Consider the following 20,983-nt stretch of genomic DNA (forward strand, 5'->3'; position numbering starts at 1 on the left):
CGCCCCAAGGGTGCCGACCGCCCCCTCGGGGGCAGCGAACGAAGTGAGCGTGGGGGTTCATTTACGCATCCGTGCGCTTGCCGGCATGGGGGCCGTGGCGTTCGAACCAGCCGCGCACACGGCGCGCGAGCGAGTCGAAGCCGAGGTAGATCACGGGTGTCGTGAACAGCGTCAGCACCTGCGACACGATCAGGCCGCCGGCGATCGCGACCCCGAGCGGCTGGCGCAGCTCGGAGCCCGCGCCGGAGCCGATGATCAGCGGCACCGCGCCGAGCAGCGCGGCGAGCGTCGTCATCAGGATCGGCCGGAAGCGCAGCAGGCACGCTTGGTAGATCGCCTCGCGCGGCGGCTTGCCTTCGACGCGCTCGGCCTCGAGCGCGAAGTCGATCATCATGATCGCGTTCTTCTTCACGATACCGATCAGCAGCACGATGCCGATGATCCCGATGATGTCGAGGTCGTGCCCGGTGATCATCAGCGCGAGCAACGCGCCGACGCCGGCCGACGGCAGCGTCGACAGGATCGTGATCGGATGGATGTAGCTCTCGTACAGCACGCCGAGCACGATGTACATCGTGATGACCGCCGCGAGGATCAGGAACAGCTGGTTCGACAGCGATGCCTGGAACGCGAGCGCCGCGCCCTGGAAGCGCGTCTGGAACGACGCGGGCAGCCCGATGTCCTTCTCGGCGGCGTCGATCGCCTTGACCGCCTCGCCGAGCGATGCGCCTGCCGCGAGGTTGAACGAGATGGTGGTCGACGGGAACTGCGACAGGTGCGCGACCAGCAGCGGCGACGGCCGCTCGTGGAACGACGCGATCGACGACAGCGGCACCTGGCCGCCACCGGCCGACGGCAGGTAGATGTCGTTCAGCGATTGCGCGTAGTGCTGCTCCTTCGGCTCGGACTCGAGAATCACGCGGTACTGGTTCGATTGCGTGAAGATCGTCGACACGATGCGCTGGCCGAACGCGTCGTACAACGCGTTGTCGACGGTCGCCGGCGTGATGCCGAAGCGCGCGGCGCTCGCGCGGTCGATCTCGATGTAGACGGACTGGCCGTTGCTCTGCAGGTCGGTCGCGACGTCGGCGAGCGACGGCTCCTGCTGCAGCCGTGCGATGAGCTTCGGCACCCAGGTCGCGAATTCTTCCGAGTTCGGGCTCGTCAGCATGAACTGGTACTGCGTCGGGCTGACGGTCGAGTCGATCGTCAGATCCTGCACCGACTGCATGAAGAGCGAGATGCCGGTGATGTTCGACACACGATGCTGCAGGTCGCGGATGATCTGCGCGGCCGTCTCGGAACGGTCGTCGCGCGCCTTCAGGTTGATCAGCATCCGGCCGCTGTTCAGCGTGATGTTGCTGCCGTCGACGCCGATGAACGACGTGAGGCTCTCGACGTTCGGATCCTTCAGGATCTCGGCCGCGAGCGCCTGCTGGCGCTCGGCCATCGCGCCGTACGAGATCGACTGCGGCGCCTGCGTGATCGCCTGGATCACGCCGGTATCCTGCGCGGGGAAGAAGCCCTTCGGCACGTAGACGTACAGCAGCCCGGTCAGCACGAGCGTCAGTACGGCAACCACGAGCGTCGAGCCCTGGCGGTTCAGCACCCATTCGAGCGCGACCGCGTAGCGCGCGATCACCCAGTCGATCGCCCGGTGCACGCGCGCCTCGAAGCGATGGCTCTCGGGCGGCGGCGAATGGCGCAGCAGCTTCGCGCACATCATCGGCACGAGCGTGAGCGACACGATCGCCGAGATCACGATCGTCACCGCGAGCGTGATCGCGAATTCGTGGAAGAGGCGCCCGACCACGTCGCCCATGAACAGCAGCGGGATCAGCACCGCGATCAGCGACACCGTCAGCGAGATGATCGTGAAGCCGATCTGCTTCGAGCCCTTCAGCGCGGCCTCGAGCCCCGATTCGCCTTCCTCGACGTAGCGCGCGATGTTCTCGATCATCACGATCGCGTCGTCGACGACGAAGCCGGTCGCGATGGTGAGCGCCATCAGCGACAGGTTGTTCAGCGAGAAGCCGGCCATGTACATCACCGCGAGCGTGCCGATCAGCGACAGCGGCACCGACAGGCTCGGGATGATCGTCGCGTAGATGTTCGCGAGGAACAGGTACATCACCAGCACGACGAGCCCGACCGCGACCAGCAGTTCGAACTGCACGTCGCGCACGGCGGCGCGGATCATCGTCGTGCGGTCGGTGACGATCTGCACGTCGAGTGCGGCCGGCAGCGTTTCCTGCAGCTTCGGCAGCTGCGCCTTGATCGCGTCCACCGTCTGGATCACGTTCGCGCCCGGCTGGCGCTGCACGTTCAGGATGATCGCGGGCTCCGAATTCACCCAGGCGCCGAGCTTGGTGTTCTCCGAGCCGGCGACGACCGTCGCGACGTCGGTGAGCATCACCGGGCGGCCGTTCTTGTAGGCGACGACGGCGCTGTTGTACTGGTCGGCGCTCGTGAGCTGGTCGTTCGCGTTGATCGTGTAGGCGCGCGTCGGGCCGTCGAAGTTGCCCTTCGGCGTGTTCACGTTCAGGTTCGAGATCGTCGTGCGCAGGTCGTCGAGGTTCATCCCGTACTGCGCGAGCGCGGTCGGGTTCGCCTGGATCCGCACGGCCGGGCGGTTGCCGCCGGACAGGCTGACGAGGCCGACGCCCGCGACCTGCGAGATCTTCATCGCGAGGCGCGTGTCGGCCAGATCCTGCACCTGCGTGAGCGGCAGCGTCTTCGACGTGACGGCGAGCGTGATCACCGGCGCGTCGGCCGGGTTGACCTTCGCATAGATCGGCGGGGCAGGGAGGTCGGACGGCAGCAGGTTGCCGGCGGCGTTGATCGCGGCCTGCACTTCCTGTTCGGCGATGTCGAGCGGCAGGTCGAGCGAGAACTGCAGCGTGATCACGGACGAGCCGGCCGAACTCTGCGACGACATCTGGTTCAGCGACGGCATCTGCCCGAACTGCCGTTCGAGCGGCGCGGTGACCGACGAGGTCATCACCTCCGGGCTCGCGCCCGGGTAGAAGGTCTGGACCTGGATCGTCGGGTAGTCGACTTCCGGCAGTGCGGCGAGCGGCAGGAAGCGTAGCGCGACGAGACCGGCCAGCATGATCGCCGCCATCAGGAGCGCGGTGCCGACCGGCCGGAGAATGAAGAGGCGGGATGGATTCATCGAGCGGCCCGCGCGTTACTGGGCCGCGGGGGCCGCTGCCTGCGACGCGCCGTGCTTGTGTCCGCCGCGATGGCCGCCGGCGCCCGATGCACCCGACGCCGCACCGGCGCCGCGCGCGCCCGACGCGCCTTTCGGCTTGTCGGCCGGGATCGAGATCTTCGCGCCTTCGCGCAGGCGGTCGGAGCCGTCGGTCACCACGCGCTCGCCGAGCGACACGCCGCTGGCGATGCTCGTGCGTTCGCCGTCGACCGGGCCGATCGTGACCTTGCGCACGGTCACCGTGTTGTCGGGTTTCACGACGTAGACGAACTGGCCGATCGAGCCGGTCAGTACCGCGGACGTCGGCACAATCGTCGCATTGCGCAGCACGTCGACGAGCAGGCGTGTGTTCACGAACTGATTCGGGAACAGCATGCCTGCCTTGTTATCGAAGTTCGCGCGCAGCTTGACCGTGCCCGTGCTCGTGTCGATCTGGTTGTCGAGGGTCGCGAGCGAGCCCGTCTCGAGCGGCACCGTGTTGTTGCGGTTGTACGCGGTGACCGACAGCGTCTGGCCCGCGTTCACCTGCTTGAGGATCTGTGGCAGGTTGTCTTCCGACGTCGTGAAGATCACGCTCATCGGCTGCAGCTGCGTGATCACGACGAGGCCGTTGGAATCGCCCGGCGTCACGTAGTTGCCGGCGTCGACCTGGCGCAGGCCGACGCGGCCCGTCACCGGCGCGGTGATGCGCGCATACGTGAGGTTCAGCTTCGCGGAATCGATCGCGGCCTGGTCGGTCTTCACCGCGCCTTCGTATTGCTTGACGAGCGAAGCCTGCGTATCGACGGTCTGCGACGCGATCGAGTCCTGCGACAGCAGCGTCTGGTAGCGCTTCAGGTCGAGGCGGGCCGTCGCGAGCAGCGCCGAGTCGCGCGCGTGCGTGCCTTCGGCGTTTTCGAGCGACACCTGGTAGGGGCGCGGGTCGATCTGCGCGAGCACATCGCCTTTCTTGACGATCTGGCCTTCCTGGAACGAGACCGACTGCAGGTAGCCCGACAGCTGCGTCTTGACCGTCACGTTCGCGAGCGGCGTGACGGTGCCGAGCGCGGACAGCACGATCGGCATTTCGCCCTGCGTCGCGGTCGCGACCTGCACGGGCTGCGGAACGTTCGCCATCGCGGCGGGGCCGCCACGGCCGCGGTGGCCGCCGGCACCACTGGCGGCGCTTGCGCCTGCGCCCGTCGCGGTACTGCCGGCCGCCGGCGTACGGTTCCACGGGTGCCACCACAGCAGGCCGCCGATAACGACGACCGCGAGCGCCCCGGCCATCAGCGTGCGGCGCGGGCGCCGTGCGGCGGGAGACGCGGGATCTTTCGAAGGAGGCGTGGGCTTTTGTTCGTTATCCATCGTGTTCTGTCAGGAAGACGGCGCGGCGTGCCGGAAATCGGACTGCTAGGCTGCGCGTGAGCGGGCGGTGCCGGGAGGGGGCGCCCGGCTCGGTCCGGGGCCCCGCCGGCCTGCGCGGGAAAAGAGCGGTGCGCACCGCGAAGGCGGCGCGACGATGGGCATGATCCTACGTCCCGTCCCCGTTACAGTCCAGTGGTCTATCTTTCATCGGGTTACGGTCGTTACAGAACACGACAGAACGATGACGAATCGCTTACACGGTGTGCCGCCGGGCCGGTGCGCCGCCGATCTCGCGGGTGATTTTCGCGATGCATTCGTGCAGCGCGGGCACCACGTGTTCGTGCAGCCATTCGGGCGGGCACTGGTGCGACGCGCCACCGCAATTCACCGAATAGCGTTGGCCCGACGGGCCGACGAAACCGGCCGCGACGGCATTCAGGCCCTCGCGCCATTCGCCGATCGCGATTGCGTGGCCGTCGCGCATTGCGTCGTCCAGCGCGGGGTTCAGGCGCGCGGACACATGCGGCCAGTCGTCGCCCGCCGTGGTGCGCAGCGACTCGAGCAGCAGGCGGCGTTCGTCGTCCTCGAGTGCGGCGAGATACGCACGCCCCACCGCGGTGCGCGCGATGTCCATCCGCGAGCCGATCTCGAGACGCGTGACGAGCACGGCCGAGCGCGGCCGGATCACGTCGATCGCGACCATGTCGAGCCGGTCGCGCACCGCGAGGTGCACGGACAGCGACGTGCGTTCGGCCAGCTCGATCATGAACGGCCGCGAACGCGCGCGGATGTCGAAGTTGCGCAGGAAGCCGTGGCTCAGTTCGAGTACCGACGCGGTGAGCACGAAGCGCTCGCTGTCGGGCAACTGGAACAGGAAGCCGGCGCTGACGAGCGTCGCGGTGATGCGCGAGACGGTCGGCTTCGGGATGCCGGTCAGTTCGGTCAGCTCGCGGTTGCTGACGGGCGCGTCGGCAGCCGCGATGCGACGCAGCACGGCGAGGCCGCGGGCGAGGGCGGTGATCTCGTCGGGCGAGGATTCACGGTCCCGCGACGCGGGAGAGGTTACAGTTGTCGACACGAGGGATTCTCTCTATTTCCGAAACTCGATTTCAATTTTGTTGGTATTGTAGGACTATTGTCAAAGGATGCATGTTCTGCAGGTGAACCGGTCATTGGATGAGATTTTACGGGTTCACCCTTGGTTTATTAGGAAAACGCTCAAATGTGCGTTGCCACAAAGTGCATGAACCGGTGCAAATACCGCTTGACTTGTCGGGCGGAAACGGAAAGAATGTCTCACGTTTTCGAAACATCGTTTCAGGAGTTTAACCGGCAACGGTGTTTCGCGCAGTCTCTCAGGTTCTAGCACGGCCCTCGGAATGGCTAGAACTTTTTTAGCGCCACGGTCTCCGTGGCGCTTTTTTTTGCCTGTCTTTCTGCTCGTCCGCCCGGACGCGTCAGACCCGTATTATCCCCCGATCGTCGAAAGCCCCCGTTCGAACCCGTGCGGCGTCTCTTTGCGCGTGCGCGTTACGCGATTCGCGTGCGCAAAAAAAAGCGCGATGCCCGCACGGGGCATCGCGCATCAAACGGCGTGGAGCGCCGACGAATGAACGGTGATGAAGAAAGGGACGCCCGGTTAGGGGCGCCCGGCCAGGAGGCGGGTCCTCCTCGCGTGGCCCGGTCAGGCCTTCGCGAGCTTGATGCTGGTTTGCTCGGCCGTCAGGTAGCCGACGCTCGCGCCGAAGCGATCCTTGAAGTTCGCGCGCACGAGCGGATCGAGCGTCGGCTTGACCTTGTCGTGCAGCGGCGATTCCCAGTCGCCCGCGTGCTGGAAGTTGCTCATGATGTACGTCCAGCCGTTGATCTCGTCGACCGCGTGCAGGCCCGTCGATTCCGCGCCGGCCGGGCACGACAGCACGCGCACGAGCGACTTCGTGTCGACGTTGTAGGCCCACAGGAAGTTGTTCACGTGCATGCCCGAGTCTTCGCCGATGAAGAGCGTGCGCAGTTTTTCGGAGAACTTCAGGTTGTCCGGGTTCGCGATCTTGTCCTGGTGCGCGAGGTTGCCGAGCGCATCGGCCGTGGCGAGATCCTCGCCGACGAGCGCGGCCGGCGCGCCCATGTCGACCGGCACCCATTCGCTGTCGATCGCGCTGCCCGTCGTGTCGCGCTGGCTGCCCTTCAGGTTCAGTGCATAGACGGCGCCAGCTGCGATCTTCTTGTCGACCGCGACGTCGCGCGACACCGCGTTGCCCTTGACCATCGACGTCTCGATCCGCGACATCGCCGTGTAGACGATCTTGTCCTTCGCGTTCACGGTCGTGCCTTCGAGCTTCGTGAAGCCCATGCTGCCGCCGAGCAGCGCCGCGTAGCGGTGCGTCTCGAGGAACGCGGCCGCCTTTTCCATCCCCGGCTTCACGCGCATCCAGTTGAACTTGCCGCCGAAGTGGATCTTCGTATAGCTCGCATCGTTCGGGTCGGTGGTCACCAGGTCCATGATGTCCGACGCCTTCAGCGTGTTCGCGAGCGTTTCGATTTCGCCGCTCGTCGCATGGCCGATCCTGATCCACGTCAGCGTGGCGGTACCCGCGCCGGCGGACGACGTCTGCGTCCACTTCGCGACGTACAGCGTGCCGGCCGACAGGTCGGCCACCTTGTCGGCGACGAACATGAACAGGCCGCCGTTGGTTGCGTCGTCACCCATCATCACGGTGCGCTGGTCCGGCATCACCTGGATCAGCTCGTGCGAGATGCGGCCGAGGCAATAGTGCTTCTTCACGGTGCCCGTGCCGTCCGGATTCACGGTGATCTCGGGCAGGTGGCCGTAGTGGTAGGGGTTCGCCTTCGTCTCGTCGCCGAACGTGTTCTTGCTGAACGCCTTGAACTGCGCGTCGGTCGCGACCTTGGTCGCGTCCGGCTCGTACTCCTCGCTCGACAGGTGCGTGCCCCACGGCGACAGGCTCGCGCCGCAGGTGATCCACAGGCCGTGCGCCTTCGACGTGTCGACGTTGTGGTATTTGACGACCTTCAGCGCGCCGTTGGCCGGATCCTGGTCGAGCGTCAGCACCGCGATCGGCGACGGCAGCTGGCCGTACTGCGATGCGCTGGCCTGGTCGCGCGTCGTGTATTCGAACTGCACGACGGCGAACACCGTGTTGCCCTTCACACCGGGCACGTTCGCGTTCTTCAGCGTCAGCAGCGAGCTGCCGTCCGGGCAGTCGGAATAGAACTGGCGCTCCTTGCCGGCAACCGAGCGGTCGATGATCGGCTGGTTGTTGATGTCGTAGTAGCCGCCCGCGAGCGTCGTGCCGCCCTTGCCGTCCGGCACCATGTCGCCCGTCACGAAGAACGGCCGGTACGCCAGCTTGAAGTTGCGCGACGAGCCGTCCGAGAACGACACCGACAGCGTCGAGCCGACCGTCGTCGTGGCCATCGCGGCCGCGTTGTCGAGCGTGGGCGCGGCCATCGCCGAGAACGTCGCCGACGTGTACGCTGCGGCGACCGGGGCCGGCGTCGACGCCGGATTGTCGTCGCCGCCGCAACCCGTCAGCAGGGCCGGCAGCGCGAGGCCGGAAAGGGGCAGCATCGGCGCGCCGGCGAGGATCTTCAGGGCCTGACGACGGGCAGCATTGGGCAACGCGGGCATGTGGAGTCCAGTTTCAGTTGTTGGAAGAATGGCCTTCGTGAAGCGCAAGCAGGCGAACGGCAAGCTTCACGAAGGCATATTGAAAACTGGACGGAAGTGTAAGGACGCTCGATGAAAGTTTTTTGAATTGAAAACGTAATGATGCGTCAGGCGTTCGTCAGGCGCTCAATCGCGTTCGGGCGTCGCCGAGATACGGTGGATCGACAGGTCGGCGCCGTCGAACTCGGCTTCGCGGTCGAGGCGCAGCCCGACGGTCGCTTTCAGCGCACCGTAGACGAGCGTGCCGCCCGCGGTCGCGATCGCGATGCCGCCGAGCGTGCCGACGAGCTGCGACATGAACGACACGCCGCCAAGGCCGCCGAGGGCAGGCAGGCCGAACACGCCGGCCGCGAGGCCGCCGAGCGCGCCGCACATGCCGTGCAGCGGCCATACGCCGAGCACGTCGTCGATGCGCCACTTGTTCTGTACGCAGGTGAACATCGCGACGAACAGCGCGCCGGCCGCGGCGCCCGTGACGAGTGCGCCGATCGGGTGCATCACGTCGGAGCCCGCGCACACCGCGACGAGGCCCGCGAGCGGCCCGTTGTACGTGAAGCCCGGGTCGTTGCGGCCGGCCATCCACGCGGCGAGCGTGCCACCGACCATCGCCATCAGCGAGTTCACGGCGACGAGGCCGCTGACCTTGTCGAGCGTTTGTGCGCTCATCACGTTGAAGCCGAACCAGCCGACCGCGAGCACCCACGCGCCGAGCGCGAGGAACGGGATGTTCGACGGCGGGTGCGCGGCGATCCGGCCGTCCTTCGCGTAGCGGCCGTGGCGCGCGCCGAGCAGCAGTACGGCCGGCAGCGCGACCCAGCCGCCGAACGCGTGCACGACGACCGAGCCCGCGAAATCGTGGAACGGCGCGCCGAACGCGTGCGTGAGCCAGGCTTGCACGCCGAAGCGTTCGTTCCATGCCATTCCTTCGAAGAACGGATAGATGAAGCCGACGATGATCAGCGTCGCGACGAGTTGCGGATTGAACTTCGCGCGCTCGGCGATGCCGCCGGACACGATCGCGGGAATCGCCGCCGCGAAGGTCAGCAGGAAGAAGAAGCGCACGAGCGCGTAGCCGTTGTGCTGCGACAGCGTGCCGATGTCGTCGAAGAATTCGACGCCGTACGCGATCGTGTAGCCAATGAAGAAATACGCGAGCGTCGACACCGAGAAGTCGACCAGGATCTTCACGAGCGCGTTGACCTGGTTCTTCTTGCGGACCGTGCCGAGTTCGAGAAATGCAAAGCCCGCGTGCATCGCGAGCACCATGACGGCACCGATCAACAGGAACAGTGTGTCGACGCCGGATTTCAGACCAACCATGCCGTGGCTTCCTTGCGCAAAAAACGGGCAAGGAATGCAAGTATCGAGCCAACTTGGTGAGCGGCTGCATGGAGTTGGTGCTCGAACGCCGCACGTTGCGGCATTCCGGTGAATCGTGCACGGGAAGGGGGCGCGCCCGGCACGGACCGAGTGCGATGCCGGGTGCACGTGTGTGGTGCGGTGCGTGCGGAACTGGTGCGTGCGACGAGCCGATTGGTGCGGCGTGGTGCGCGATGGTGCGTCGTTGCGCACCGATCCGCTGCGTCAGTGGCGCGGGAACAGCTGGGGCGGCCGGCGCAGCCGCAGCGCGCACGCCGACCAGTAGGCGGCGACGGTCGTCAGCCCGAGCGCGGCAAACGCGAGCGCCGCGAAGCCCGCAAGCGACTGGCCTTCGCCGTCGGGGCCGAGGATGCCTTGCACGACGATCAGCGCGGCCGTCCAGAACCCGATCACGGCCTGTGTGAGCAGTCGCGCGGTTGCGACGCGGCGCGCTCGCCCGGATTCGGCCAGACGGCACGCCGACCGCGGGCGCAGACACAGGAACAGGATGGCGGCGAGCAGCGCGGCCAGGGCGATGAACCAGTCGATGAGGAAATCCATGAGAAAAAGGGGCACGTCCGAAGCGGATTGAAGCGTGTCAACTTTAGTGCGCTCGCGTGCGCGATTGAATCAGACGAGTCCGAAATTGAAAGCCATTTTTAATGGCGGGGCGTGATTGGCCCTGTTCCACAGGCGGTATCATCGACGTCGGTCCAACCACGAGGCCGCGCGATGCGCGGCCGGAGATTGCTGATGAACATGAAGACATCGCGGGCGCGTCGTGTGCCCGGGTCCGTACTGGCGGCCGTGGCCGCCGGCGCGCTGCTGTTGCTCGCGGGCTGCGAGAAGTCCGGTGCGCCGGTCACGCAACCCGATACGGCCGCGAGCGCGGCTGCCGATGCCGCGAACAACGCGGCCAAGGCGCTCGACCAGGTGGCGAGCACCGTCAACCAGCAGCTCAACGCCGCGAAGGCCGGCATCGCGTCCGCGGCGTCAGCGGTGCCGCCGCTGTCCGCGAGCGGCCTCGCATCCGCCGCGCAGGCGCAGATCGACGCGGCCGCGTCCGCCGTCGTCGCGCATGCGGCTTCCGAAGCCGGCGCGAAGATCGCGGAAGCCGGCAAGAAGCTCCAGCAGTGGAGCCAGCAGAATGCCTCGGGCGCCAAGCCTGCGAGCGGAGAGTGATGCGGGCTTGCATGATCCGCGAAATGTAATTATGATGGTTACACATGTCGCCGGCTGCAGGACGGGCCGGCGTCGTCAAGTGAGTCAGGAATGAATACCAGCAGCCGGTTCGCGTTTGCCGTCCACGTGCTTGCCTTGCTGTCGATGCAGGAGGGCGTGCCGCTGTCGTCCGACATGATCGCGGGCAGCGTGAACACGAATCCGGCGCTGATCCGCCGGTTGCTGTCGATGCTGGCGGCCGCGGGGCTGACCACGTCGCAACTGGGTGCGGGCGGCGGTGCGCTGCTGGCGCGCGAGCCCGGCGCGATCACGCTGCTCGACGTGTATCGCGCGGTTGACGATGCGCAACTGTTCGCGCTGCACCGCGAGGCGCCGAATCCCGCGTGTCTCGTCGGGCGGCACATCCAGGGTGCGTTGATCGATTACATCGGCGATGCGCAGCGTGCGATGGAAGCATCGCTTGCCACGCGCACGTTGGCCGACGTCACGGCCGACGTGCTGGAGCTGGAGCAGCGCACGCAACATGAGGCGCGCGCCGGCGGGTGACCGGCGGCAGGGCAGGAGGCCGGACGGCGCGAGAGGCGCGGCGTCCGGCGCAACGGGGGCTTTGCCCCGTTTTTTTCGGTCTTATATGTAATTAATTGTGTTACATATTTTTCTTACTGGAGAATCGATATGACGCAACGTACTTTGAATATCGCGCTGTTCGGCGCTACCGGCACGATCGGCTCGCGCATCGCCGCGGAAGCCGCACGACGCGGCCATCGCGTGACCGCGCTGTCGCGCAACCCCGGTGCAGCCGGCGAAGGCATCACCGTGAAGGCGGCGGACCTGTTCGACGCGGCCAGTATTGCGGCCGCGCTGCCGGGTCATGACGTCGTCGCGAGCGCGTACGGCCCGAAGCAGGACGATGCGGCGAAGGTCGTCGCGGCTGCGAAGGCACTGGTCGCCGGCACCCGCCAGGCAGGGCTGAAACGGCTCGTGGTGGTGGGCGGTGCCGGTTCGCTCGAAGTCGCACCCGGCAAGCAGCTTGTCGACAGCGAAGGTTTCCCGGAGGCGTACAAGGCGGTCGCACTCGCGCACCGCGACGCGCTCGACTACCTGAAGACGGCCGGCGATCTCGACTGGACGTTCTTCGCGCCGGCCGCGTTGATCGCCCCGGGCGAGCGCACGGGTACGTTCCGCACGGGCGTCGGCAAGCTGATCGTGGACGCACAGGGCAACAGCAAGATCTCGGCGGAAGACTACGCGGTCGCGTTCGTCGATGCGCTCGAGCAAGGCAGCTTCGTGCGCGAGATCGCGACGGCCGCGTATTGAGCGGCGCGCCGGCCGGCGGCGCGTGAGCGCGGGGCCGGCCGTACGTGCAGGAACGCCAGGCGATTCCACCTTGACGGGCGGGATCGCCTGTTTCGTCTGGAGCGGGCCGCGTGCCGGCGGATTCGCTCGTCTCGCGTGCATACCGGATCGGTATTTATACCGGTCGACGCGGCGATGCGGTTTTCATATTGTTCCCCGTTGTGCAGGATGAATAGAATAAATTTCTATCTACGAGGGACTGGAGAAATGGACGCCATCGATCGCAAGCTGCTGGAGCTGTTGCAGGCGGATGCCACGCTGCCGATCGCGGAATTGGCACAGCGCGTGAACCTGTCGCAGACACCGTGCTGGAAGCGCGTGCAGCGGCTCAAGGAAACCGGCGCGATTCGCGCGCAGGTTGCGCTGTGCGATCCGCGCAAGCTCGGGGTCGGCACGACCGTGTTCGTCGCGATCCGTACGAACCAGCACACCGAGGAGTGGGCGCAGCGTTTCACGCAGGCCGTGCGCGACATGCCGGAAGTGGTCGAGGTGTACCGGATGAGCGGCGAGACCGATTACCTGCTGCGCGTCGTGGTGGCCGGCATCGACGATTACGACCGCGTGTACAAGCAGCTGATTCGTGCGGTGCCGCTGTTCGACGTCAGCTCGTCGTTCGCGATGGAGCAGATCAAGTATTCGACCGCGCTGCCCGTGCGCGATCTTGCCGAGCCGGCGTAGCGCGGCACTGAAACGGCGCGGGCGCGCATCGCGCCTGCGGGTTCAGCGGCCGCGCGCGAGTGCGCGCGCGCGTTCGTCGGCCAGCGCGTCGCGGCGCACGAAATCCGCGACGAACGGGCTGGCCGGATGGTGATGCAGTGCGTATGGCGTATCCCATTGCGCGAGCTGGCCATCCTTCATCACGCCGATCCGGTCGGCAATCGCGAACGCTTCGGCCTGGTTGTGCGTGACGAGGATCGCGGTGTGGCCCGACCGTTTCAGGATGTCGCGCAGCTCGAACGCGAGCCGCTCGCGCGTATCGACGTCGAGATTCGAGAACGGCTCGTCGAGCAGCAGCAGTTCCGGCGACGGCGCGAGCGCACGCGCGAGTGCGACGCGCTGCTGCTGGCCGCCTGACAGCTCATGCGGATACGCGCCGCCGGACTCGGCGAGGCCGACGAGTTCGAGCATCTCGGCGACGCGCATGCGCCGCTCGGCCTTCGGCATGCGCCGCAGGCCGAACGCGACGTTGTCCGCGGTGCTCAAGTGCGGGAACAGCGCGTAATCCTGGAACATCATGCCGATGCGCCGCCGCTCGGGCGGCACGTCGAGCGACGGCGCCGCGACGGGCGTGCCGTCCAGCACGATGCGCCCCATGCGCACCGGTTCGAAGCCGGCAATCGCGCGCAGCACGGTGGTCTTGCCGCAGCCCGACGCGCCGAGCAGGCAGCCGATGTCGCCGCGCGGCAGCGCGAGGCTCAGCCCGTCGACCACCGAGCGGCGGCCGTGCGGCGTGTCGTAGGCGAGGCAGAGGTCATCGAGTTCGAGCAGGTTCACGGTGTCAGGCTCCGATCTTGTGGCGGGTGCGGGCGAGCAGGATCACGGGCACGAGCCCGGCCAGCACGATCGCGAATGCGGCGATGGCGCCTTCCTCGTAGGTGCCGCGTGCGGCTTCCGCATACAGCCAGGTGGCGAGCGTGTCGAAGTTCAGCGGACGCAGCAGCAGCGTCGCCGGCAGTTCCTTCATGGCGTCGACGAACACCAGCAGCGCGCTCGTCGTGAGCGCGGGCTGCAGCAGCGGCAGGTGCACGCGGCGCAGCGCGCCGCCGGCCGTTTCGCCGAGCGAGCGCGCCGCCTGTTCGAGCGACGGCGGGATGCGCGCGAGGCCGGCTTCGATGCTGCCGGCCGGGATCGCGAGAAAACGCACGGTATAGGCAATCACGAGTGCGGCCGTCGAACCCATCAGCAGCAGCCCGTCGCGGCCGAGTGCCGCGCCGAACAGCCGGTCGGCCGCCGCGAACGGGATCAGCAGGCCGATCGCGAGCACGGTGCCCGGCACCGCGTAGCCGAGGCTCGCGATTCTCGCGCACACGCGGGCCGGGCCCGCACGTGCGCTGTCGCGTTGCGCGCGCGCGGCCCATGCGACGACGAGCCCGCACGCGAGTGTCGCGACGGTGGCGGCGGTGGCGATCGTCAGCGTGTTCGCGAGCCCCGTCATCAGTTGCGCGGACACGCCGCCGACGAGATGCAGCCGCTTCGCCGTCTCGACCGCGAGGTACGCGGCCGGCGCGCCGAAGCCGAGCAGCACGGGCAGCCAGCCGAGCACGGCGGCACCCAATGCGGCCGTGCCCGTCAGGCGGCGCGGCGCGATCGGCCGCATGCGCCGGCCATGCGCGTAGCGCTGGCGGCGGCGCCCGTAGCGTTCGAGCACGATCATGCCGACGACGATCGCGAGCATCGCGAGCGCGATCTGTGCGGCACCGGCGAGATCGGAGCGCGTGATCCATGTCGTGTAGACGGATACCGTCAGTGTCTGCACGCCGAGGAATTCCGATGCGCCGATATCGTTCAGCGTTTCGAGCAGCGCCAGGCTCACGCCGACCGCGATCGCGGGCCGCGCGAGCGGCACGACGACGCGCCAGAACGTGGCGATGCGTCCCGCGCCGAGCGTGCGCGCGGCTTCGAGCAGGCTCGCGGACTGTGTGACGAACATCGCGCGCGTGCTCAGGTACACATAGGGATACAGCACGAAGCCGAGCACGAAGATCGCGCCGGGCAGCGAGCGCAGGTCGGGCAGGCGGAACTGGCGCGGGCTGTCGAAGCCGAGCAGCCAGCGGACCGCGCCCTGTACGGGGCCGATCGGGTGCAGCAGGTCGAGATACGCGAACGCGACGATGTAGGTGGGAACCGCGAGCGGCAGCAGCAGTGCCCAGGTGAGCACGCGGCGGCCGGGAAAGTCGTAGGCGGTGACGAGCCACGCGCAACCGGTACCGACGACCGACACGATCGCGCCGACGCCCGCGAGCAGCAGCAGCGTATTGACGAGCGCCTGTGGCAGCACGAATTCGGCGAGATGCCGCCAGTGCGCGAGATCTGCGTCGAACGCGGCGGCCACGAGCACCGCAAGCGGCGCCGCGACCGCCGCGGCGATCGCCAGCGCCGCGATCAGCCACAGGCTGCCCGCGCGTGGCAGCAGGCGCGGCCGGCATGGCGCGCGGCGCGCGCCGGCGCTTGTTGCGTCAGTTGTCAAAACCGACCTTGTCGACGAGCTGGCTCGCCTGCTTGCGATGCTTCGCGATGTCCGCCAGCGGCAGCGGGTCGATCTTCAGCGTGCCGAAGCTGGCGATCACCGGGTCGAGCTTCACGTTCGCGCGTACCGGGTATTCGTAGTTCGCCTGCGCATACAGCGCCTGCGCTTCCGGCGACACGAGGTATTCGAGCAGTTTCACCGCGTTGGCCTTGTGCGGCGCGTGCTTCGCGACCGTCGCGCCGCTGATGTTGACGTGCGTGCCGCCGCTCTTCGCGTTCGCGAACGTCGGCCGCACGACCTTGATCGCGTCGCCCCACTTGCGCGCATCGCTGCCGGCCTCCGCATTCTTCATGTGGCCGACGTAGTAGGCATTCGCGAGGCCGACGTCGCAGATGCCGCCGAGGATGTCGCGCGCGACGTCGCGGTCGCCGCCGGTCGCCTTGCGCGCGAGGTTCGCCTTCACGCCGCGCAGCCATTTCTCGGTCGCGGCTTCGCCGTCGTGCGCGATCATCGCCGCGACGAGCGCCGTGTTGTACGGATGCTGGCCCGAGCGGATGCAGACCTTGCCCTTCCATTTCGGATCGGCGAGATCCTCGTAGCGGAACGCATCGATCTTCAGGTCCTTCTCGACGTACAGCACGCGATCGCGCAGCGACAGTGCGTACCAGTCGCCGTTCGCGCCGCGCAGGTTCGCGGGAATCGCGTCGTCGAGCGTCTTCGAGCGCACCGGCTGCGTGAGCCCGCCGTCGACGAGATCGAGCAGGTTGCCGACGTCGACCGTCATCAGCACGTCGGCCGGCGACTGCGCGCCTTCCGCCTTCACGCGCTCGAGCAGGCCGTCCTTCACGAACACCGTGTTGACCTTGACGCCGCTCTGTTTCGTGAACGCGTCGATGAGCGGCTGGATCAGCTTCGGTTCGCGGGTGGTGTACAGGCTGACTTCCTCGGCCGCGTGGGCCAGCGGCGCGAATGCGGCGGCGGCAAGGGCGAGGGCGCCGGCAAGCGGCAGCAGGCGGGTGCGCGGATTCGACATGAAGACTCCGGAGGGGCAGGTGGACGTAGGGAGCGTTCCGGGGCGCGCCTGCCGCGCGAGCGATCCGGAACATTACAAAATGAAAGACTCCGGATTCTAGATCGAAATGGGAACGATTATCAAATGAAAGCTGATGGCGGGCAGGCAGAGGATGGGGGAAGGGGAGCGGAAACGGGGCGTCGCAGCAGGGGCGCAAGCGCGTAGAATGCCCGCTTCGATGAATTTGACGGAGTCGCCCCGACCATGAACGATCAGCGCAAGAAGAACCCTGTCCGCAACGTGAGCATCCTGATCGTCGTGGCCGTGCTGCTCGTGATCGGGACGATCCTGTACAACGCGATTTCGCAGAAGCACGCGTACGACGAGGCCCATCCGGCCGAGTCCGCGAGCGCGGCGTCGCACTGACGTGCCGATGCGCGGCCCGGCGGGCCGCGCATGTGGCGGGGACGTGAAGGGGATGAGTCCCGGCTGTCGGCGCGGCAGATGCCGCGCGGAGCCGGGAACGAAGCGGGCGCCGGAACCGGCGCGCCGCGTACGCAGATCAGCCGTGCGTCAACGTGACGCAGGGGCGAACTTCGGGCGGATCCGTGCGTAGAACACGACCGCAAGCAGCGCGAGCCAGGCCGCGCCGACATACAGCGCGACGCGCGTGTCCTCGAACCAGCCGAGCATCACGATCACGAAGCCCATGAACGCGATCGTCAGTGCCGGCGCGACCGGCCACAACGGCACCTTGAACTTCAGCGCCGCGACTTCGGCGCTCGACAGCCGGCGGCGCATCGCGACCTGCGACAGCAGGATCATCAGCCAGACCCACACGGTGGCAAACGTCGCGATGGCCGCGACCATCAGGAACACGTCCTTCGGCATCAGGTAGTTGAGCAGCACGCCGGCGAGCAGCGCGACCGCCATCACGAGCACCGTGACCCACGGCACGCCGTGTCGCGACGTCGTCATCAGTACGCGCGGCGCCTGGCCCTGCCGCGCCATCCCGAACATCATCCGGCCCGCGCCGAAGATGTCGCTGTTGATCGCTGAGATCGCCGCGCTGATCACGACCAGGTTGAGGATCGTCGCGGCCGACTTCACGCCGAGCGCCGAGAAAATCTGCACGAACGGGCTGCCGTCGTTGCCGACACCGGTCCACGGGCTGATCGACATCAGCACGACCATCGTCAGCACGTAGAACAGCAGGATGCGCGCGGGCACTGCATTGATCGCGCGCGGAATCACGCGTTCCGGATCCTTTGCCTCGCCGGCGCTCATCCCGATCACCTCGATGCCGCCGTACGCGAAGATCACGACCGACAGCGACGCGACCAGCCCGCCGACGCCGTTTGGCAGGAAGCCGCCATGGTTCCACAGGTTCGCGAACGTCGGCACGTCGGCCGAATGGCCGAAGTGCATGCCGGTCAGCAGGATCGCCACGCCGCCGCCGATCATTGCGACGATCGCGCCGACCTTGATGATCGACAGCCAGAACTCGAGCTCGCCGAACACCTTCACGTGGCACAGGTTCAGCCCGCAGATGATCGCGACGACGCCGAGCACCCAGATCCATTGCGGGACATCCGGAAACCAGAAGCCCATGTAGATGCCGAACGCGGTGATATCGGCGATCGCGACGATCACCATTTCGAGCGTGTAGGTCCAGCCGGTGACGAATCCCGCAAACGGGCCGAGGTTCTCGGTCGCGTAGTGGCCGAACGAGCCGGCGACGGGTTCGCGCACGGCCATCTCGCCGAGCGCGCGCATCACCATGTAGACGGCCGCGCCGCCCAGGATGTACGCCAGGATCACGGCCGGGCCCGCGAGCTGGATGGCGGACGCCGAGCCGTAGAACAGGCCCGTGCCGATCGCCGAACCCAGCGCGAGAAAGCGGATGTGCCGCGCGCTCAGGTGGCGCTGCAAGTTTTTCATCGTGTCTCCGATATCGTTATGCGACGGACCGGGCGAGCGGGGCCGGTCCGATTGGCTCAAGTTGTATATACAACTTAAATGTGAACGAATGATAACAAGTCGGGCCGGGTGACCGGAATCGGGTATTCCCTGACTGGCGCGACGGGCGCAATAGGGGGATGGGCGGTCGCGCATGGAAGGCGCAGGCCGCGTGGAACGCTCGGGTCATGCTTCGGGGATCGCTGAATCGGGGAGCGCCGGCGGCCGATCCGCGGCTTGCGCGGGCCGGCCACCGGCGGGGTAAAGCCGCGCTCAGGCGGGCAGGCGGATCACGCTCGCATCCTTGCGGATCAGCAGCGACGACGCGAGCATCTGCTTGCACTGGTGCGCGAGCACCTTCAGGTCGTGCGTGAGCTCGGCACCCACCGCGTCGGATTTCTCCGCGGACACGACCATTGCGTCGAGGTCGCGCGTGATCTGCTTCGACGCGTCGAGCTGATCGGCGGGCGGCGGCTCGCCGGCCTCGGCCTTCTCGAGATTGTCGAGCACGGCGGCGAGGCCGCGATGCAGCGCGTCGTCGTGGAGGATGCTGCCGTCGGCCGCGCAAGCCGTGCGGATCAGCGGCGCGGCGGCCGTGATCTGCGCGCCGAGCACGTGGGTCTGCACGAGCAGGTCGTTCAGTTCCGGCACGAAGCGCTGGTGCGCCTTCGGCTCGATCATCATCCGCTGGAACGCCTGCCCGAGATTCGCGAACGCGATGTGCACGTCCTTGCGCGCGAGGCGGTAGCGGTAGTCGTCGTCGAGGGTCGTGGCCGGCGCCTCGATGGCCGCGGCGACGACCGGCACGACGGCCGCGCCGTCGGCGGCCGGCACCGGCGGCGGCGACATGCCGCGCCCGGCGCGCCACACGGCCTCGAAATACTTGCGGGTAGCGGTGAGCATGTCGGCGACCTGCTTGCCCATCAGCCGGTATTCCCAGTACGGGAACAGCCGGCTCGCGGCGATCGCGATCATGCAGCCGACCACGGTGTCGATCGCGCGCTCGCCGATGATCCGCATGCTGCCCGGCGCGAGCAGGTGGAACATCAGCAGCACGTACGACGACGTGAACACGACGCTCGCCGCATAGTTGAACAGCAGCAGGCTGTAGCTCATCACCATCGACCCGAACATGATCGCGATCAGCAGGTGCGGCTCCTTCACCGTGTAGATCAGCGCGATGCTGGCCGCACAGCCGATCAGCGTGCCGATGATCCGCTGTGCGTTGCGTTGCTTGGTGAGCGAGTAGCCGGGTTTCAGGATGATGATGGTCGTCATCACGATCCAGTACGCGTTCGTGAGCGGCAGCAGCCGGCCGAGCCAGAACCCGACCGCCACCGCGATCGTCACGCGCAGCGCGTGGCGGAAGCTCGGCGAGCGCATGTTCAGGTTCGAGAAGATCAGGAGCGGCGACATCCGGCGGCGCTGCAGGAAGCGCGTGAGCGCCTTGTCGATCTTCAGTTCGGTTTGCTGCGGATCGGCGTGGCCCGACAGGTTGCGGCGCATCCGGTCGATCAGCCGCGTCGCGCTCCAGATGCGCCGGAACGTGGCGAGCACGGCCGCATACGCCTCCGCGTTGGTGGCCGGGAAATTCTTCTTGCGCATCAGCTCGATCTCGTACTCGATCGCGCGCAGCTCGGCCTTCACGCTGTTCCGCGAATGCGGTGCGCGGTTTTCGAGCACCGCGAGGCCGATCTCCTCGAGATCGGCGGCCGCCTTGCGGATCAGGTCGCGATAGAAGATGATCAGGTCCGAGCCGCCGAACGTGTTGCGCACCAGCGGGTAATCGGTGTGCGCGCCGACGAACAGCTCGTGCAGGTCGACGCTGTTGATGAACAGGTTGTACATCGTCGTGCGGCCGGGATCGAGCTTGCCGCGGCGCAGCTTCGGCAGGTTGCGCAGCACGATGTCGCGCGCGGTTTCCTGGGTTTCGACCGCCGTGATCTGCTTGGCGACGAGATTGCGGTAGCATTCGTCGAGATCGGCATCGAGGTCGTAGAACTGCGCGCGCGCGAGCAGGTAGTCGGCGCATGCGAACAGGCTCTCGGCGAGCGCCTGCTGCTCGATCCGGCGCGCCTGCCATTGCGACACGAGCGTGGCCCAGTAGGTGTACCAGAGGCCGCCCGCGAGAATCCAGCCGGCGTTGACGAACGCCTGCAGCGGCGTGAAATTCTCCTCGAGCGTCATCACCATCATGAACAGCGTCGCGAAGCTGATCTGCGGCCAGCGGTTGCCGTAGACGACGATCAGCGACAGCACGAAGGTGAGCGGCACGATGGTGAGCCACAGCACGAAGATGTTCGGTGTTGCAAGGCCCGTTGCGAGCGCGGCCAGAAAGCCGATCACGCTGCACGCGAGCATTTCGTTGTGCTTGTACTTGAGCGGGCCCGGCATGTCGACGACGCATGCGCCGAGCGCGCCCGTCGAGATCGTGAAGCCGAGCTCACGGTTGTGAAACACGATCAGGCACAGCACGGCCGGCAGCGAGACGCCGACCGCGATCCGCAGGCCACCGAAAAAGTACTGGCTGTAGAAAAACTTTCTGATTTCGACCGAATAGCGCATCGATGGGCTGAATGGCAGACGAAGACGCCCGGGGGCGGCGTCTTGACTGGCGACGAGTCTATCGTATTTCGCGGTCCGCAAAACCTGGCTTTCCGGACGAGGTTCGCGGCGGCG

16 protein-coding genes are annotated in these 20,983 nt (G+C 67.1%); 5 read left to right on the forward strand and 11 right to left on the reverse strand.

From position 1 onward, the window contains the following. Positions 1-61: 61 nt before the first annotated feature. From ACPTTF_RS06050 to ACPTTF_RS06075, 6 genes are all read right to left on the reverse strand, one after another. Positions 62-3,175: an MdtB/MuxB family multidrug efflux RND transporter permease subunit gene (locus ACPTTF_RS06050; RefSeq protein ID WP_423370557.1), complete on the reverse strand. Its 3,114-nt coding sequence runs from the start codon at positions 3,173-3,175 to the stop codon at positions 62-64. A gap of 15 nt (positions 3,176-3,190) precedes the next feature. Beyond that, positions 3,191-4,561: an MdtA/MuxA family multidrug efflux RND transporter periplasmic adaptor subunit gene (locus ACPTTF_RS06055; protein WP_423370558.1), complete on the reverse strand. Its 1,371-nt coding sequence runs from the start codon at positions 4,559-4,561 to the stop codon at positions 3,191-3,193. Positions 4,562-4,814: 253 nt separating this feature from the next. After that, positions 4,815-5,639, reverse strand: a complete 825-nt coding sequence (locus ACPTTF_RS06060) for an IclR family transcriptional regulator domain-containing protein (RefSeq protein WP_166957739.1) — start codon at positions 5,637-5,639, stop codon at positions 4,815-4,817. A 606-nt stretch (positions 5,640-6,245) separates the two neighbouring features. Further along, positions 6,246-8,210 (reverse strand): PhoX family protein, encoded by a 1,965-nt coding sequence (locus ACPTTF_RS06065; RefSeq protein WP_423370559.1) that lies wholly within the window; start codon positions 8,208-8,210, stop codon positions 6,246-6,248. A 165-nt stretch (positions 8,211-8,375) separates the two neighbouring features. Then, complete coding sequence (locus ACPTTF_RS06070; RefSeq protein WP_423370560.1) at positions 8,376-9,569, reverse strand: ammonium transporter; 1,194 nt, start codon at positions 9,567-9,569, stop codon at positions 8,376-8,378. A 264-nt stretch (positions 9,570-9,833) separates the two neighbouring features. After that, entirely contained in the window at positions 9,834-10,169 is a 336-nt protein-coding gene (locus tag ACPTTF_RS06075) for a hypothetical protein (RefSeq protein WP_423370561.1), read from the reverse strand. Between the two features lie 192 nt (positions 10,170-10,361). Between ACPTTF_RS06075 and ACPTTF_RS06080 the strand changes: the two genes are divergently transcribed. From ACPTTF_RS06080 to ACPTTF_RS06095, 4 genes are all read left to right on the forward strand, one after another. After that, on the forward strand, positions 10,362-10,790 hold the full coding sequence (locus ACPTTF_RS06080) for a hypothetical protein (protein WP_166892830.1): 429 nt from the start codon (positions 10,362-10,364) through the stop codon (positions 10,788-10,790). A 90-nt stretch (positions 10,791-10,880) separates the two neighbouring features. Then, the gene (locus ACPTTF_RS06085) at positions 10,881-11,336 is read left to right on the forward strand and encodes an Rrf2 family transcriptional regulator (protein WP_423370562.1); all 456 of its coding nucleotides are present in this window, start codon (positions 10,881-10,883) and stop codon (positions 11,334-11,336) included. Between the two features lie 129 nt (positions 11,337-11,465). After that, positions 11,466-12,107 carry an NAD(P)-dependent oxidoreductase gene (locus ACPTTF_RS06090; protein ID WP_423370563.1) on the forward strand — a complete coding sequence of 214 codons (642 nt, stop codon included), beginning with the start codon at positions 11,466-11,468 and terminating at the stop codon, positions 12,105-12,107. 246 nt (positions 12,108-12,353) lie between these two features. Beyond that, entirely contained in the window at positions 12,354-12,824 is a 471-nt protein-coding gene (locus ACPTTF_RS06095) for an Lrp/AsnC family transcriptional regulator (protein ID WP_011351482.1), read from the forward strand. A 42-nt stretch (positions 12,825-12,866) separates the two neighbouring features. Here the strand turns inward: ACPTTF_RS06095 and ACPTTF_RS06100 are convergent, their stop codons facing one another. Genes ACPTTF_RS06100 through ACPTTF_RS06110 form a run of 3 tightly spaced genes read right to left on the reverse strand, consistent with a single transcriptional unit; the run spans position 12,867 to position 16,366 of the window. Further along, positions 12,867-13,640 carry an ATP-binding cassette domain-containing protein gene (locus ACPTTF_RS06100; protein WP_166957745.1) on the reverse strand — a complete coding sequence of 258 codons (774 nt, stop codon included), beginning with the start codon at positions 13,638-13,640 and terminating at the stop codon, positions 12,867-12,869. A gap of 4 nt (positions 13,641-13,644) precedes the next feature. After that, positions 13,645-15,333: an ABC transporter permease gene (locus ACPTTF_RS06105; RefSeq protein WP_423370564.1), complete on the reverse strand. Its 1,689-nt coding sequence runs from the start codon at positions 15,331-15,333 to the stop codon at positions 13,645-13,647. Beyond that, positions 15,323-16,366 carry a Fe(3+) ABC transporter substrate-binding protein gene (locus ACPTTF_RS06110; protein ID WP_423370565.1) on the reverse strand — a complete coding sequence of 348 codons (1,044 nt, stop codon included), beginning with the start codon at positions 16,364-16,366 and terminating at the stop codon, positions 15,323-15,325. The genes ACPTTF_RS06105 and ACPTTF_RS06110 overlap by 11 nt, the downstream gene beginning before the upstream one ends. A 243-nt stretch (positions 16,367-16,609) precedes the next feature. On the opposite strand from ACPTTF_RS06110, the gene ACPTTF_RS06115 reads away from it, so the two are divergent. Next, positions 16,610-16,771, forward strand: a complete 162-nt coding sequence (locus ACPTTF_RS06115; RefSeq protein WP_166957748.1) for a hypothetical protein — start codon at positions 16,610-16,612, stop codon at positions 16,769-16,771. A 147-nt stretch (positions 16,772-16,918) separates the two neighbouring features. On the opposite strand, the gene ACPTTF_RS06120 is transcribed toward ACPTTF_RS06115, so the two are convergent. Further along, the gene (locus ACPTTF_RS06120) at positions 16,919-18,286 is read right to left on the reverse strand and encodes an amino acid permease (protein ID WP_166957749.1); all 1,368 of its coding nucleotides are present in this window, start codon (positions 18,284-18,286) and stop codon (positions 16,919-16,921) included. 291 nt (positions 18,287-18,577) lie between these two features. Beyond that, a complete protein-coding gene (locus ACPTTF_RS06125; protein ID WP_423370566.1) occupies positions 18,578-20,869 on the reverse strand; it encodes an FUSC family protein in 2,292 nt (763 codons plus the stop codon). Positions 20,870-20,983: the final 114 nt, after the last annotated feature.

The organism is Burkholderia crassaminum (genome assembly GCF_964265005.1).
Classification (GTDB): domain Bacteria; phylum Pseudomonadota; class Gammaproteobacteria; order Burkholderiales; family Burkholderiaceae; genus Burkholderia.

Excerpts from the sequence above, each read along its gene's own strand:
- ACPTTF_RS06065 (WP_423370559.1), bottom strand. The coding sequence starts at position 8,210 with ATGCCCGCGTTGCCCAATGCTGCCCGTCGTCAGGCCCTGAAGATCCTC.
- ACPTTF_RS06095 (WP_011351482.1), top strand. The coding sequence starts at position 12,354 with ATGGACGCCATCGATCGCAAGCTGCTGGAGCTGTTGCAGGCGGATGCC.
- ACPTTF_RS06125 (WP_423370566.1), bottom strand. The coding sequence starts at position 20,869 with ATGCGCTATTCGGTCGAAATCAGAAAGTTTTTCTACAGCCAGTACTTT.
- ACPTTF_RS06110 (WP_423370565.1), bottom strand. The coding sequence starts at position 16,366 with ATGTCGAATCCGCGCACCCGCCTGCTGCCGCTTGCCGGCGCCCTCGCC.
- ACPTTF_RS06085 (WP_423370562.1), top strand. The coding sequence starts at position 10,881 with ATGAATACCAGCAGCCGGTTCGCGTTTGCCGTCCACGTGCTTGCCTTG.
- ACPTTF_RS06080 (WP_166892830.1), top strand. The coding sequence starts at position 10,362 with ATGAACATGAAGACATCGCGGGCGCGTCGTGTGCCCGGGTCCGTACTG.
- ACPTTF_RS06050 (WP_423370557.1), bottom strand. The coding sequence starts at position 3,175 with ATGAATCCATCCCGCCTCTTCATTCTCCGGCCGGTCGGCACCGCGCTC.
- ACPTTF_RS06055 (WP_423370558.1), bottom strand. The coding sequence starts at position 4,561 with ATGGATAACGAACAAAAGCCCACGCCTCCTTCGAAAGATCCCGCGTCT.
- ACPTTF_RS06070 (WP_423370560.1), bottom strand. The coding sequence starts at position 9,569 with ATGGTTGGTCTGAAATCCGGCGTCGACACACTGTTCCTGTTGATCGGT.
- ACPTTF_RS06120 (WP_166957749.1), bottom strand. The coding sequence starts at position 18,286 with ATGAAAAACTTGCAGCGCCACCTGAGCGCGCGGCACATCCGCTTTCTC.
- ACPTTF_RS06075 (WP_423370561.1), bottom strand. The coding sequence starts at position 10,169 with ATGGATTTCCTCATCGACTGGTTCATCGCCCTGGCCGCGCTGCTCGCC.
- ACPTTF_RS06090 (WP_423370563.1), top strand. The coding sequence starts at position 11,466 with ATGACGCAACGTACTTTGAATATCGCGCTGTTCGGCGCTACCGGCACG.
- ACPTTF_RS06115 (WP_166957748.1), top strand. The coding sequence starts at position 16,610 with ATGAACGATCAGCGCAAGAAGAACCCTGTCCGCAACGTGAGCATCCTG.